Origin of the sequence: Gottfriedia acidiceleris (assembly GCF_050457485.1) — a bacterium.
Taxonomy (GTDB): Bacteria; Bacillota; Bacilli; order Bacillales; family Bacillaceae_G; genus Gottfriedia; species Gottfriedia acidiceleris_D.
This window is the reverse complement of sequence record NZ_JBCMJM010000003.1, coordinates 216712-231904: the sequence shown is the minus strand read 5'-3', so window position 1 is coordinate 231904 and position 15193 is coordinate 216712. Positions and strand designations below refer to the sequence as shown.

General features: G+C 31.3%; 11 protein-coding genes. 5 read left to right on the top strand and 6 right to left on the bottom strand.

Annotated elements, in window-relative coordinates; all coding sequences use genetic code 11:
- The first annotated feature begins 251 nt into the window (after window positions 1–251).
- Window positions 252–1112 carry a DNA-3-methyladenine glycosylase family protein gene (locus ABEY15_RS03770; RefSeq protein ID WP_429888549.1) on the top strand — a complete coding sequence of 287 codons (861 nt, stop codon included), beginning with the start codon at window positions 252–254 and terminating at the stop codon, window positions 1110–1112.
- 13 nt (window positions 1113–1125) lie between these two features.
- On the top strand, window positions 1126–2514 hold the full coding sequence (rlmD, locus tag ABEY15_RS03765) for a 23S rRNA (uracil(1939)-C(5))-methyltransferase RlmD (RefSeq protein ID WP_429888548.1): 1389 nt from the start codon (window positions 1126–1128) through the stop codon (window positions 2512–2514).
- A 16-nt stretch (window positions 2515–2530) separates the two neighbouring features.
- Here the strand turns inward: rlmD and ABEY15_RS03760 are convergent, their stop codons facing one another.
- From ABEY15_RS03760 to ABEY15_RS03735, 6 genes are all read right to left on the bottom strand, one after another.
- Complete coding sequence (locus tag ABEY15_RS03760) at window positions 2531–4120, bottom strand: recombinase family protein (RefSeq protein ID WP_429888547.1); 1590 nt, start codon at window positions 4118–4120, stop codon at window positions 2531–2533.
- Window positions 4121–4360: 240 nt separating this feature from the next.
- Complete coding sequence (locus tag ABEY15_RS03755; RefSeq protein WP_429888545.1) at window positions 4361–5824, bottom strand: recombinase family protein; 1464 nt, start codon at window positions 5822–5824, stop codon at window positions 4361–4363.
- Window positions 5821–7233, bottom strand: a complete 1413-nt coding sequence (locus ABEY15_RS03750; RefSeq protein ID WP_429888544.1) for a recombinase family protein — start codon at window positions 7231–7233, stop codon at window positions 5821–5823. The genes ABEY15_RS03755 and ABEY15_RS03750 overlap by 4 nt, the downstream gene beginning before the upstream one ends.
- The gene (locus tag ABEY15_RS03745) at window positions 7211–7396 is read right to left on the bottom strand and encodes a hypothetical protein (RefSeq protein ID WP_429888543.1); all 186 of its coding nucleotides are present in this window, start codon (window positions 7394–7396) and stop codon (window positions 7211–7213) included. The genes ABEY15_RS03750 and ABEY15_RS03745 overlap by 23 nt, the downstream gene beginning before the upstream one ends.
- Window positions 7397–7477: 81 nt before the next feature.
- On the bottom strand, window positions 7478–7600 hold the full coding sequence (locus tag ABEY15_RS03740) for a hypothetical protein (protein WP_280635608.1): 123 nt from the start codon (window positions 7598–7600) through the stop codon (window positions 7478–7480).
- Between the two features lie 135 nt (window positions 7601–7735).
- The gene (locus tag ABEY15_RS03735; RefSeq protein WP_429888541.1) at window positions 7736–7897 is read right to left on the bottom strand and encodes a hypothetical protein; all 162 of its coding nucleotides are present in this window, start codon (window positions 7895–7897) and stop codon (window positions 7736–7738) included.
- 312 nt (window positions 7898–8209) lie between these two features.
- Between ABEY15_RS03735 and ABEY15_RS03730 the strand changes: the two genes are divergently transcribed.
- The 3 genes from ABEY15_RS03730 (at window position 8210) to ABEY15_RS03720 (ending at window position 14745) form a co-directional block, all read left to right on the top strand.
- Complete coding sequence (locus tag ABEY15_RS03730) at window positions 8210–10348, top strand: ATP-dependent nuclease (RefSeq protein ID WP_429888540.1); 2139 nt, start codon at window positions 8210–8212, stop codon at window positions 10346–10348.
- Window positions 10333–12015, top strand: coding sequence for a UvrD-helicase domain-containing protein (locus ABEY15_RS03725; protein ID WP_429888539.1), 1683 nt, complete (start codon window positions 10333–10335; stop codon window positions 12013–12015). Before ABEY15_RS03730 ends, ABEY15_RS03725 begins: the two co-directional genes overlap by 16 nt.
- A gap of 369 nt (window positions 12016–12384) precedes the next feature.
- On the top strand, window positions 12385–14745 hold the full coding sequence (locus ABEY15_RS03720) for a restriction endonuclease (protein WP_429888537.1): 2361 nt from the start codon (window positions 12385–12387) through the stop codon (window positions 14743–14745).
- Window positions 14746–15193: the final 448 nt, after the last annotated feature.

Below are 15193 nucleotides of genomic sequence, written 5' to 3'. Positions count from 1 at the left end.
AACGCTCGCTTTCTTCGTTGCTTCGCCTGTCTGTGGTGCTCATTACCGTCAAAGGTAACTCCGCTCCTCACCAGGCTTCGCGCCTCGAAAGACAAGCGCTTACAATCAGTCTGAAAATTAATTTTGGGAACATTATTTGTACACCTTAACTAGAGATTATTCTCTAGTTTTTTAGCGTTTCATACAAATTTTCTTAAGCGGTACTTGTTATGCTATAATACACTTCAGAGTAATTAAGGAGGAACGGGTGAATGTGGAAGGAAGAGGTTGCTTTAGAAACACCATATCAATGGGAAGAAGTTTTAAAGAGATTAGAGCATGAGCCTACATTTACAGTGCATTCTGCTGAAAAGCGGTTAAGCATTCCACTGTATATTGATGGGGATCAAGCAGTTGTAAAGGTTAAGAAAATAAATGATGCTCCGGTTCAGTTTGAAGTCATTAGTGAACATGAAAATAAAGAGAAAATTCTCGAAGAAGTTGCTACTATTTTGCAATGGCAAACAGAATTTGAAGAACTACATCATCATTTAAGACAAACTACAATTTCTCCTCTAATTGACCTTTTTGGACATACACCAATTACCGTTTCAAATGATCCTTTTGCCTGTTTAATTACATGTATTATTCATCAACAAATACAGCGTACATTTGCAATCCAAGTAACAAAACGATTTGTTCGAATGTATGGTGAAAGAATTGGTAATTCGTGGTTTTTTCCATCTCCTGAAATAATTGCTAATTTAACAATAGATGAGTTAAGAGATTTGCAGCTTAGTACTAGAAAGGCTGAATATATGATTGGAATTGCTAAAGCTTGGAGTGAAGGAGTTTTAAGTCATCAAGATTATCGAACATTATCATCAGAGGAAATTTCAAAGGAGTTAATCAAGCTTAAGGGAGTCGGTCCTTGGACAGTTGAAAACTTCTTATTATTTGGTCTAGGTCGAAAAGATATTTTCCCGGTTGGTGATGTTGGAATTCAAATCGCACTTCAAAAGCTTTTAAATTTAGATGAAAAGCCTTCAAAAGAAATAATGGATTATGTAAAGGAGCAGGTTTCTCCGTTTGGAAGCTACGCGGCCCTTTATCTTTGGAAGAGCATAGAATAATGGAGTTGTATATATGAGCAATCAGTTAACAAATAAATTAGAGGTAGGCCAATCCTTTCCTATAACAATCAAACGTATTGGGATTAATGGCGAGGGTGTCGGTTACTTCAAAAGACAAGTAGTCTTCATTAAAGGAGCATTACCTGGTGAGGAAGTAGTAGCGGAGGTAACGAATGTTCGCAACGGTTTTGCTGAAGGGAAAATTCAACGTATTCGAAAAGCATCACCTGATCGTGTAGAGCCGACTTGTAAAATCTACGAAAAATGTGGTGGCTGTCAAATTCAGCATGCATCTTATGAAGGACAACTTCGATATAAACGCGACATTGTCATCCAAGCAATGGAAAAGTATGCGAAAGATTTACTAGAAAAAACACCAATTAAAGAAACGATCGGTATGGAAAATCCTTGGAATTATCGAAACAAAAGTCAGCTTCAAGCTGGGCTAGAAAAAAATAAAATCATCGCTGGATTATATACACAAAACTCTCATAATGTTGTCGATATTGGCCATTGCCCGATCCAACATGAGGATTTAAATAAAATTACTGGTAAAGTGAAGAAAATTTTAACTCGTTTAAATATCCCTGTTTATAATGAACGAAAAAATAAAGGGGTAATCCGAACAATCGTAGCCCGTGTTGGTTTACGTACAGGTCAAATCCAATTAGTACTTGTAACTGGAACGAAAGATTTTCCTCAGAAAAATGAACTAATTAGTGAAATTAAAAAGCGAATTCCTGAAGTGACAAGCTTAATGCAAAACATTAATAATCAAATGACTTCAGTGATCTTTGGTCGTGAAACTGTCTATTTATCAGGTGAAGAAGTAATTGAGGAAAAGCTTGGAGACTTATCATTCGAACTTTCGGCAAGAGCGTTTTTCCAATTAAATCCTGAACAAACAGTTAAGCTATATGATGAAGTCAAAAAAGCAGCGGCACTTACTGGAACAGAAAAAGTCGTAGATGCTTATTGTGGAGTAGGAACAATCGGACTATGGCTTGCAAAAGACGCAAAAGAAGTTCGAGGAATGGACGTAACGAAAGAAGCAATCATCGATGCGAAAACAAATGCCCTAAGCCATGGCTTTGCAAATACTCATTACGAAGCAGGGAAAGCTGAACAAGTATTACCGAAATGGTTACAAGAAGGCTGGAAACCAGACGTTATCATAACTGATCCACCTAGAACTGGTTGTGATGAGGAGTTTTTAAATACTGTATTAAAGATTAAACCGAAGAAATTAGTATATGTTTCTTGTAATCCTTCTACTTTAGCTAGGGATTTAAAGGTATTGAGTAAGAGTTATGATGTGAAGTATTTGCAGCCTGTTGATATGTTTCCGCATACTGCGCACGTAGAGTGTATCTCGCAACTCATTTTAAAAGAAGGCAACTAACCCTTGTGGTTGTTGCCTATTTTTCTTCTTCTAAAGGATTAACAAAGTTGTAATGAATATGCAGATTACCCTCAATGCTACACGTGACTTTATTTACTAAAGTGTGTAAAATTTGAGGAGTTAAATCATTTAGTATTGAAACCTCTTTAATCCTCTTACCTAAATCAATTGCAAAGTGCTCGCTTTCGCAAGCTACAAGCTTGTCTTGAATAACGATCTTAGAAGTTTCTAAATCGGCAACCTCCTGATCTATTTGTTTTCTATACTCGACCAGTTCTTCCCGTGATATTATTTGGTCTGCATACATATCAATGTAATTTTTTTTTCTAGATCTTAATTTATACTCTTTGTTTTCGATTTTTGTCAGCTCATTTTTGATAAGAAATATCTTTTTATCTAGTCTTTTTTGCAGGCTTCTAAGAAACTTATCGTCTTGAATAGATCGAAATAGCTCTTGTAAATCTTTTATGATTATGTGTTTTAGTTCTTTTTCTCGTATAACAACTCTATTTTCGCAGAAGGTATCACCGTGTTTAATATTGCCTCCACATCTATAACCTTTTTGATTAGCTTTAAACCACATCCCTTTTTGGCAATTCTCACAGAACAAAACATTCGTAAACAGATGCTTTTTAGGGGCAGTGCTTGTACGTGTTCTTGTTTGTAGCATCCTTTGGACAGCCTGAAAAGTCTCTTTTGGTATGATAAGCTCGTGAGTGTTCTCTTGAATTGTAGTATGGTCTTCACCAAGAGTTTTCCGTTTTGTTGTTGTGACTGAAATAGTTTCAGTTCTGTTTTGAACAAGATCACCACAGTAATGTTGATTATTTAAGATATTTTTAATTGTGGTAGAGTGCCATAAAGGTGATGCGTTAGACTTATTCGCAATTTGTGAAGGAGTAGGGATTTTTTCTGCTGTGAACCTTTTTGCTATTGACTCCATTCCAAGTCCATCTAAGTATTCTTTAAATATTCTTCTAACAATATCTGGTGTGTTATCTTCACGTATTTTTAGCTTACCGTTGTCAGAATAGTAACCATAAGGTGGGGTGGAACCTACAAATAAACCTCTGCTAGCTTTCGCACGTTTCGCAGCCTTATTTCTTCGGCTGTTATTTTCTGACTCATTTTCATAAATCCAAGCATAAAGCCCAAACTTATCTATATCCCCCTTAATTGTATTGATCGAGTTATCAAGGCAAACAATATGAATATTATTATTTATGCAGATATTTTTTAATTCATAAGACAATAAGCCGTTTCGAGCTAATCTAGAAAGTTCTTTAGCTAATACCACATCATATAAACCATTCTTTCCGTCTTCAATTAGCTTTTTTAAGCCAGGACGGTTTCCTTTTGTTCCTGATTTTTTGTCAGTATAAACCTTAACAATCTCCCAATTATTATCGATAGCATATTTTCGAAATAAATCAATCTGATTCTCAATAGAAGTTTTTTGTGCATCCATTTCTGTGGAGACACGGGCATACACTGCACATCTCAATACACGATCACCACCATAAGTTTCAAAATATTGAGATGTTGGTGGGTTTGTTATAGTATTGACCATATTCATTTGTCTTATCTGAGGTGTATTTATATCCATTTATGCTTGTTCTCCTTATTTCTCACATCTATGTTTTAATTTTCGGTATTTCGTCCATACTATTAATAATAGTTCGGTACTTTATCCAGATTGGTATACCAATCTGGATAAAGTACCGAACATCCATTAAATGAAACCCCTAGTTAAAGGGGTTCTGGTGATAGAACTATGTTGATGGTGTTTTTGAAAAACTTAATGTTCGGTACTTTATCCAATCTTTATCTAATTGGATTCGGTACTTCATCCAAAATCAATCAGATCTGAGAAAATATTTGATTTAAAATATAATTTTGACTCCCGGTTCATAGAAAGCATTAGGTAGTCCACAAAATACAATACAATCAATCTCTGCTCATCTAGACCTAATTGATGATCTAGGATTTCATTAAACCTTGAAAAAAACTGACCCGTCTCTACTAGATGACACGCTATTCTTAAATTATCTTTGCAAATCGAGTATTCGTTTAGAGAATCTTTGTGTTGTTGAATGAATTCAAGGATTTTTATTTCGAGTTCTCTATCTTGGATGTCTTTTGCTGAATTTAACCTTGCTTCAAGAGTTTGTATGCGACAAATCTTTAGTTCGATGCTTTGTTCAACGCCTTTGCTCATTTCATTAATGTATGTCAATGTAATAGGTATTATTTGATTTGTAGTAACGATTTCTTTAACACGATTAAGTATTTGAGGTATAAACTTATTGTGAACTTCTTTAATGTCAACTTTATACCCACAAGTTTTACATACATAGTAATGATAATAGTACTTGATGCTATTTCGTTTAGTAGAGGCATTATGGGTACTAAACAATTGATTGCAATGGCTGCATTTTACTTTGTTTAAAAATAAAAAAGGTGTATCCATTCGACCGAAAGTTTTTTGCAGTTGAATATTTTGTTTAATTAATTGAAGATGAAATTTGTTAATGATAGGTTCGTGGGCCTTTTCAAAAATGAAATGCTTTTTACCAACATCTTTTCTTTTGTGTACATCCCAGATTAAATTTCCAGTATAAACTGGGTTTTTTATTATATTTTCAACTGTGCTCGGTCGCCATATACCACCTTTAGGTGAAGAGATTTCTGCTTCATTTAAAATTGTGGCTATTTTTTGTAATGATTTTCCCCAACTAGATAGGAAAAATATGAAGCTTACAATCTCAGCATTTTCGTTCGGTTTCAATTGCTTGTTAACTTGGCTATATCCATAAGGTGTTTTTGATCCAGGTCTGAATATCTCTTCGTTATCTAGGTCTGCAATTAAATTACTTATTGCTCGATCGGATTTTACTTCGGATTCGTTTTGAAATATCAAGAAATTCATTTTGATGCCAAAATCAGCTGGGTCAATTGGTTTATTAGAATCTGTTGTATAGACCTCAAGTTCAGGCATTTTTTCTATTAATGGTCGGTAAAATTCAAGCGTAAATGAATAACCCGTTCGATCCATCCGAGAAATATCGTGAAATATGACAGTTGGTATATTCATTTCAACCATTTCCTCACCAAGTTTCATCAATTGTCTTCGTTTTGATGCCTGTTTGGTATATGCGCTAGTAACGTCTTCTATGTAAATAAATTCATCTGGTACAAAGAGTTGATTACGTTTAGCGAATTCCTGAATATGTTGTTTCTGAATTTCAACGCTGTTATTTTCTTGTTGTTTATAAGAAGAGCGACGAATATACGCAAATGCTGTTTTCATATGAAATCTCCTTCATTAAAAATATATTGAGTCTGAAAATCGTTGAGATAGTCAAATTTACTAACCTCAATGTCTACCTCATTTGGACATACAAATACTTTTTTGATAAGCATTGATGTTAGAAAGAAAGAATTAGATTGACTGCATTTATGAAGATATTTTTTCAATAGGTCTACCAAGCCTTCATTTTCTAATAGAAGTTGCTTTTTTACTTCTAATTGACTAAGTAAATTCTTTTGAATTTTCTCCAATTTGATTAATTCAATGTAGCGAGGATTATCTTTCCATTTACTAATATCATCAATTTCTAAAATGATTTTTTCCATTAAATTGTGTATTTGTGCCTCGAGTGACTTTAATTCACCATTAATATTTTTCCGACTTAATTGAAAGAAGTGCCTAGAATCTTTTAGAAGTAGTTCTGTATTTAAACTCTCAATTGTTTTCTCAAGTGACTTATTGATAATAAGAATTAAATCATCCGTTGATATTAATACTTTTGAATGTTTATGTGAACAGGAATACCAGGCTTTCACTTCAGAGACATTCAAATGAAATTTCATTGACCTTCTACAAACACCACAATTTACATCGTAAATATCTTGATTTTTTAAAGACTTTTCAACTTCTAGATATGTTGAAATTAAGGTGCTATTATCCCGAAATTGTTGAAATTCCTCATAAGTTAAGTAAGGTTCTACGTGTAAAAGCTTATTTTTTCCATTAGTTAGATCATACCCTGCATAAAAAGGATCCATTGCAATTTTTAGCAATTGTTCTGGCTTGGTTTCTAGTTTGCGTTTAAATTCCATTAATGTATTTTCTAAATCTTTGTGTGTTGTTATTCGCATAATCTCTTTAAAGTATTGTAGTAAAAAATCCTTATTTTCAGGATTTTTTTTATATTGTTTGGTTTCTTTATCTTTTAAGTAACCAAGTTTTCTAGGAGGATACCTTTTTCTTGCTTCTTCGGTTCTCCTAGCAATGTTTTTTCCTTCGACATCACTTACAATGTTCATCACACCTTCAAGAAGTGTGCTATTGGTGGCCTGGTGATGACCATTTCCAGCTGAAGTAAAATATATTTTGACATTATGTTTTTTACATAGTGAAACAAAATAATTTGACTCATAAAAGTCTCGAAACAATCTTGACCGGTCAAAGGCATAAATAATTTCAACTCGATTATTAATAATCATTTGAATAAGTTTTTTCATTAGCGGTCGTTTATTAATATCCAGTTTGTTAGCAGATACCCCCTTTTCATTTATTATTAGTATCTCACTTGAAATATAATTTTTTCGGTAAATAGCATCAGCTGATATTTGCATTGCTAAATCCTGATTGTTTGTACTAACTCTTCGAAAAAAAACCTTATACTTGTGTTTATTTGCTATCGTTTGTCTCATTGTTCTTTCTTTCCTTTACTATGTTTAGATAAAGTAACTTCGCCTGAAGTCGATGAGATACATCTAATTGATCCACAATTATTCTCTGGACTAAATGTTGAAGCCAGATATTAGATACAGAGTTTATCTCAGAATCTGTTTGTATATTAATTTTCTTCCGCATAAACACACCTCCGCATTTCATCTTTGACGGAAATATGTGTGTTTATACGAGTAAGCACTATAACTAACTAGTGCTTGAGCACTAATCTTCAAATTTCAAATCTAGTCTTAGTTGAACAGATTCCTCTTTATCTGTGGTCTTAATAATTATTTTGATAATTCCTTTCTCTTGACCAGGGAAAGACTTGATGTTAGTTTCTTTCATCTCTTAACCTCCCGTAAGTAAGGAATTGCTCTAGTAGGAATTGTGAAAAGTGGCCTTCCTTCTGAAGTCTCTTTAATTTTTCTGTAAAGGTGTTTAATTCTAACTTAGTTAATGTTCTATCTTGATTTGTGTATATCAAGCACATTCACTTCCTAACTGTTCTTTTTTATCTGATAGCTCTTTTTGATTTAATGGATAATCTAGCATTCTTTCTAATTTAGAGATTAATAAATCTTGGATAATAACACTTGCATTAATTGCATTTTCTTGTGTAGCATAGCAGCGGATAACTTTCAAAATTCTCTCTCCTTATTTCGGTTATACATATGTCAGAAAAAAAGGAAGTAACTAAAGCTCAATACTGATTCTTATATTTAAGTGTTTAATTATTGGTAAATTACTTCCTAATTTCTTACTTTTAAATTTTGCAAACGGATTATATTCTTTAATTTTTATAAAAAACAAGGTTTTGGTGAAAAAAATTATTTATTTTGTAAAAAGTTCTATGTTTTGGTTTAGCTGGATAGATAAAATTGGCATTAAATTCCAAAAAAGTTGTAGTATAATTAATTTTACGTATGTAAACGACTTTTAAGTAGGAGTGCTGTTATGTATATATCAGAATTAAAGGTTACTAATTTCAGAGGGTTTACTAGTGAATCTACTATTGAATTTAAAGAAGGAATCAACGTGGTTATTGGTCACAACAATGCTGGTAAGACTACGATAATTAAGGCATTAGAAATCTTGTTCGATAATAAATCTTCAAAGAGATTAAATATTAATGATTTCAATCACAATATAGAATTGGAAAAGCTGAAAACTGAGCCACCCAAGATTTGTATATCTGCAAAACTAATAGAATCTGATAATGAAGAATCTTATTCGGATGAATTAGTTACTGTTGCGAATTGGCTGACTAATTTAGAAACCCCTTTTGAGGCTACTATATCGTTTGAATTTTTCTTGCCTGAAAATGAAGTTGACACTTATAAAAAAGCAATGGATAGTGTGATAAGCACTGATATAAATTATTATTGGAAAGTGATTGAACAACATTTTTTGAAGAAGTATGTTAGCAAAACATACGTAGGAAATCCAAATTTAAAAAATCAAGTGGATTCTTCAGAGCTTTCTCGTTTCGATTTTCAATTTCTAAGTGCAATAAGAGATGTGGAAAGAGATTTATTTAAAGGTAATAATACCCTTCTAAAAGAAGTTATTGATTTTTATATGGACTATGATATAAAAAATGATGGAGACTTAGATGTAAATGAAAAACTAGATAAAATTCAATCTAATAAAGATATTTTTGCTCAAGAATCAAAACAATTAATAAAATTATTGAAGGATAGAATGAGTCAAGGTGAAGAACAGATTTTGAGATATGTAAAAGGTACAGGTGCAGGTATCGACAACTCAAAGCCCATATTTGAAGGTGAAATTCTCGATACAGAATTATATTCAGCTTTAAGGTTAATTGTAGAAAAGGAAACCGGTATTAAACTACCGGCAACAAGTAATGGTTTAGGTTATAACAATTTAATTTATATATCTTTATTACTTTCAAAGATGCAAAAAGATTCATCAGGAGAATATCTTGGATCTAATTCAAAAGTGTTTTCAATTTTAGCAATTGAAGAACCAGAAGCACATTTACATCCAAGTATGCAATATAAATTTTTGCAATTTCTGAAAGCAAATAAAGAATCTGAAGTCCGACAGATATTTATTACTTCCCATTCACCAAATATAACTGCCGCTATAGATCTTGAAGATATAATAGTTCTTCAAAAATTAAACATTGATAATGATACTGAAAATCCTAAAGAAATTATCAGGGCAGCTTATCCATATAAGGTTTTTGAAATAAACAAAGATAATCCTGAATATCACGAAGAAGACAAGAAGTCTAAGGATTATGTGAAGAGATTTTTAGATGTAACTAAGGCCGATTTATTTTTTGCAAAAAATATCATTTTAGTTGAGGGGATAGCTGAACAACTGGTTTTACCGGAGTTTGCTAGGAAACTAGAATTATATTTGGAAGATAGTCATACTACAGTTTTAAATATTGGAGGCAGATACTTCGATCACTTTTTAAAATTATTTGATTTGGAAAAATCCCCATATGCAATTAATAAAAAAATTGCTTGTATTACAGACCTAGATCCTGTAAGAAAAAAAATAAATGACGGAAAATCGGATGATTTACTAGATGAAGTCGAGGGTGATTCAAGTAGTTGGGAAAAATGCCCACCTATATTTTTAGAATTAAATAATGAATTATACGAGTACAAGAAAACTTCCAATAAACTTGTAAATAACCACGAAAGCTATTCATCCAATATTAAAATATTTACACAGCCAAGTGGATTGAGCTCGACTCTAGAATATGAGTTGATTAGAGCAAATCCAACTAAAGATGTTCTTATAACGAGTTCGATTTCAAATAAAGCTGAGTTAATAGAATTATTCAAGATGGTTAATCAAGATGAAGCACTAGAAAAAATAATAAAAAAAATTAGAAAATCAAAATTTAAAACTGAACTACTGGAGTTGTTACAATCTGGAGTTTTAGAAGATCATAAAGAAAATAAAATAGCACTTCTGGCAAGTAGGTATCTACAATCTGTTAAAAAAGGAGAAGCTGCACAAGAAATAGCCTATTTAGTTAGCAAGGATGAAGAAGGATTAATTAGTCCTCCAGATTATATAAGTGAGGCGATTAAATGGATATCTCAGTAGCAAATGAATTAGAATCTAGCCTAAGTGAAATACCCTTTGATGAACATTTTAAACTTTATGCAGGTCCAGGGGCCGGAAAAACTACTTTTTTAACGAATCATATAAAACATATTCTTAGAAGTTCTAAAAAGTTAAAGAAAACTAGAAAAGTAGCTTGTATTACATATACAAATACAGCTGTAAATACACTTGTTAAAAGATTAGAGGGTTGTACAGATTATACTGAGATTTGTACTATTCATAGTTTTTGTTATAAGTATATTGTTAAGCCATACATATGGCTATTAAATGATCGTGCAATTCCTTTAGATAAGATAGATGGGCACGAAGAAATAAAGCTAAGAAAGAGCCAGCTAAGAGAATTTAAGTCTAGAAGTCAACAGTTACATTTTAATGATGACAAAGCTTTAGTTGAGGCATTGAGTAAACTTAAATGGGTGTTAGAAAATGGAGAACCTGTCCTCAAGTTTTTAAGATATAATGATGGACGAGTTGGAAAATATTCTATTAAGAAAAGCTCATATATTCTCTATAAACAATTACACTGGTCAGAAGGAAAATTGAGTCACGATGACGTTCTTTATTTTGCTTATCGAATCATAAAAGAAAAACCAGAGATTTTAGAAATAATAAGAGCAAGATTTCCTTATGTATTAATTGATGAATTTCAAGACACTAGTCCTATTCAAACTGAAATAATAAAAATGATCGGCGAGAGAGAAACGAGCATAGGTGTAATAGGTGATATATGTCAGTCTATATATTCCTTCCAGGGTGCTAATGTTGATTTATTTAGAGAATTTTCTCTAGATAATATGAAGATATATATTTTGTCGGGAAATCGAAGATCCACACAACAAATTATCAATGTATTGAATCATATGCGTGAAAAAGTAGATTTTAAGCAGCATTCACCTACAAATTTTGAAGGGCCCTCACCTATAATTATAATTGGAGAAAAATCCGAGTTGGATTCATATTTAAATGTTAATTTTGAAAAGGTTATGTTTTTGTCGTATAAAAATATAAATCAAACTAATGTTAACATTTTGGTGGAAGATTCAGATGGAGATAGAAGTTGGAGAATATATTATTTAGTACAATCCCTAGAATTCGCTAAAGCCCTTGATATAAAGCAAGCAATAAAATTTATGAGACAAGCCTATAGGAAGACCAATGGATTTTCTGAAAAAGAAGCTTTAAAAAACCTAAGAAGACTTTCAAATTGTTATGATGAATTTAAAGATAAAAATATTACCTTTTTATATAATGAGTATATAGTTGGTCATAATGAAGTATCTGGAAAAATTACTAGAGGTAGAGTAAAAGCACTATATGATGGATTAACATATAAACAGCTTGCTTTACAGGTAATGAATGTAGAAATTGGAACAATAGACTTTAAAACTATACATCAATCAAAGGGCGAGGAATATGATACAGTTTGTATAACTCTCCCTTCTAATAGTGAGGGGAATGAACTAGATTTCCTTATAAACCCTGATATGAATAAAGAATCTCATAGGGTTTACTATGTTGCATTGAGCAGAGCTCAGTATAGGTTAATCATAAAATTGGAGTCTATTATTGAAGAAAATATATTGAAGCTTGAAGGAATAGGATTCGAAGTAGTTTTATTAAGAGAAAGAAATACACTCTTAACATAATTTACAGAAAGAGAAAAAATTTTTGACTATTATTCTTGAACAAGCTAGTCAATGAATTTTAACTACTTTTAATCGTTCCTATAAAATAAATTAGAGTAGCTATCACATAGGATTACCGAGATAAACATATAGAGTTAAAAGTGTCGTACATATTAGATATGTCTAATTTGTACGACCTTTTTATGCATCCATTACTTTAAAATTTTTTCTAAAAATTAATTAATATGTTCTACTTAGTACAGGATTTCCAGAATAAGCCCTCAAAGGGCTACTATAAAATATTGAAAAATTGTAAAATTAATTACGATACCTCACAGTAAATATAATTAGATATAAATTAGTTCCAAATAATTTAAGGGTGGGATAGTTTTGTACGATTTTACTAACCTAAGTGATGTAGAATTTGAAAGATTAAGTTCAGATATATTAAGTAGGAAGTTAAAAGTTAAATTACGATACTTTGCCCCAGGCAGGGATGGTGGGATTGACTTAGTAGACGATATGGCACAGAAGAATGTAGTTGTACAAGTAAAACATTATGCCAAAAGCAGCTTCAACAGTTTACTAACTTCTTTAAAGAAAGAGGTTGCTAAAGTAAAAACAATAAATCCAAAACAATACTTTATTTGTGTTTCCCAAGAACTAACTGCATCAAATATTAACGAAATCTTTACTTTGTTTAAAGATTATATGAAAGACACATCAAACATTATAACTAGATATGAAATAGTAGATTTCTTAAATGAAGATGGTAATAAAGACATTCTACGTAAAAACTTTAAACTCTGGTTACTTTCAGACAAATTGTTAAAAGATATCTTTAATAATCAGGTTTTTATTGATAGTGAAGTATTATTAGATGATATTAATGAGGATTTTAATTACTTTGTTCAAACCACAGTTTTTAATGAGGCTTTAGAAACTTTAAAAAAGAATAGAATGTTAATGCTCTATGGTGCTCCAGGAGTTGGGAAATCAATTAACTCAAAAATGTTGGCTGCCGCGTTTGTCAAAGAAGATTATATTATTAGATATACAACTGATGGACAAGTAAGTAATATAAAAAGTGCTATTTCAGAAAATCCGGATGTAAAAGAAGTTATTTTTTTAGATGATTGTCTTGGTCAATATTACTTTAACTTAAAAAGTGGCCAAGATCGTGAATTAATTTCTCTAATAAAGTACATAAAACAACATAAAAACAAAATACTTATACTAAATACTAGAGTTACAATTTTAAATGAAGCAAAAAGAGCTCGCTTTGAGTTTAGAGATTTCTTGGACAGGGATAAAATTCCTTTAAAAACTATTGATATGGAACGTATATCAAGAATTGAGAAAGCAGAAATCTTTTATAATCATTTATCAAGAAATCAAATTCCTAAACCTTACTTTGAAGCATTAAAAAAAGATAAAAAGTATACCGTCATTATTAATCATAATAACTATAATCCTCGCATAATTGAGTTTGTTACTCAAAAGCACAGATATAGTAAATTGGATCCTGAAGTTTATTTTGACTATATTTTAAAAAACTTAAAAGACCCTAAAGAAGTATGGTCTGATGAATTTGATGAAAGATTAGAAGAGATAGATAGAGTTTTTATGCACACTCTCTTTTCACTGACAGATACTTTTACAAATATAGATGTTTTAAAAGAATGTTTTATTTTTAGGTTAAAGAATGAAGGCCGTACACAGAGTACGGTAGATTATTTTTCTGTTGTTAAAACTAGACTAACTAAGTCACTGGTTAGGATTTTAGATGTTGATGGATCAGAACAGATTGGTGTGCTTAATCCCTCTATAAATGACTATATGATCAGTCATCTTCAATCAAACACAATTGGGCTAAATTCAATTAGAGATTCTATCTTATATATAGAACAATTAGAAAAAATGTACGAACCAAAAGAAGCAATTGAAGTATTAATTGGTGAAATAAAAACGGAGAATTACCTTAACTTAAAAAGTTTTGGTAAGAAGAAATTAGAATATTTATATTATGGAATTGCTACAAACACTATTCTTAAAGAAGATTATAAACCAATTATTAAGAGTAATTTTAGAAATTTAAGTGAGAGCTTAAGTTTTTTTAATACTACGTTTGAGAAAATAGAAATTGTATTAAGATTTCTTAAGAATAAAGATTTATTCGATTTTTATGATATTAGTGAGAGCCTAAAGGATTGGGATTTCGTAAGTGATTTTATTTACAATCTTGATTTTAAAGAAATTACTCAGGTATTATCTGCGATAAAAGAAGAGAGTATATTAATTTCAGGTTTAAAGGAACGATTATATGATGATCTTATTGATGATCTTAATGGATATATGGATGAGCTTGACGTTGATGAATATATCGTAAACATTGATGGCTATGAAGATTTTTATGATTTAATGCCTTTAGAGGAGAATGAAGGAAAAGTTGATCAATTCATAAGAGGATTGTGTTCTAATATTCAAAGGGATTTAAAGGAAGCTTTAATAGATGAAATATATCAACTAGATACGACATTGGACTACGAAACATTCAAAGTAGAGATAGAAGAGATGGTTGAATTGTATATAACTGAAGGTTCAATATCTGATGCACTAGAGAGACACATTTATCCAGAACCAGAGTTCGACTATGAATATGATGAAGATGATGATAGGAGAGGTTACGATTCCGGGGGGATAGATGTTGCGGATGTAATATTCAATAGAGATATAGTTTACGATGAATAGAGAGTCGCTGTTTTCGATACCTGCCACATTATTAAGTCTTTATTATTCTTGTTTAGCACCTTATGTTTATAAAGACATTTGTTAGCCAACCAATTTGCCGGTAGAGTATTCGATAATCCATTTAGTACTTTTCATAGTTTTCATTAAATTTTTTAAATTTTGGTATCAATTAAACTCCATACATACAGTTGATGTCGTAACTCATTATATAAAAAGGCAGCCTTCTTTCGAATGCTGCCTTTTTGACCTCATTACCTTCCACTCCGATAATAAGTTCCATTATGTTTTTTACTTTTTGATATAGTTTTCGAGACAATTGTTTATAAGTTAGTTACATATCTTCTTCGGAAAATTAATCAAAATTAAGTAGGACCATCAAGTTGTTTTTAAATGATTTCCTAAAAAACACCCGTTTTCTTTATCCTTAGAATAACGAAACATACGTTCG

Bases quoted from the DNA above. Each gene is read 5' to 3' on its own strand.
- ABEY15_RS03755 (WP_429888545.1), bottom strand. From the start codon at position 5,824: ATGAAAACAGCATTTGCGTATATTCGTCGCTCTTCTTATAAACAACAA.
- ABEY15_RS03740 (WP_280635608.1), bottom strand. From the start codon at position 7,600: ATGAAAGAAACTAACATCAAGTCTTTCCCTGGTCAAGAGAAAGGAATT.
- ABEY15_RS03725 (WP_429888539.1), top strand. From the start codon at position 10,333: ATGGATATCTCAGTAGCAAATGAATTAGAATCTAGCCTAAGTGAAATA.
- ABEY15_RS03760 (WP_429888547.1), bottom strand. From the start codon at position 4,120: ATGGATATAAATACACCTCAGATAAGACAAATGAATATGGTCAATACT.
- ABEY15_RS03745 (WP_429888543.1), bottom strand. From the start codon at position 7,396: ATGCGGAAGAAAATTAATATACAAACAGATTCTGAGATAAACTCTGTA.
- ABEY15_RS03770 (WP_429888549.1), top strand. From the start codon at position 252: ATGTGGAAGGAAGAGGTTGCTTTAGAAACACCATATCAATGGGAAGAA.
- ABEY15_RS03730 (WP_429888540.1), top strand. From the start codon at position 8,210: ATGTATATATCAGAATTAAAGGTTACTAATTTCAGAGGGTTTACTAGT.
- ABEY15_RS03750 (WP_429888544.1), bottom strand. From the start codon at position 7,233: ATGAGACAAACGATAGCAAATAAACACAAGTATAAGGTTTTTTTTCGA.
- rlmD (WP_429888548.1), top strand. From the start codon at position 1,126: ATGAGCAATCAGTTAACAAATAAATTAGAGGTAGGCCAATCCTTTCCT.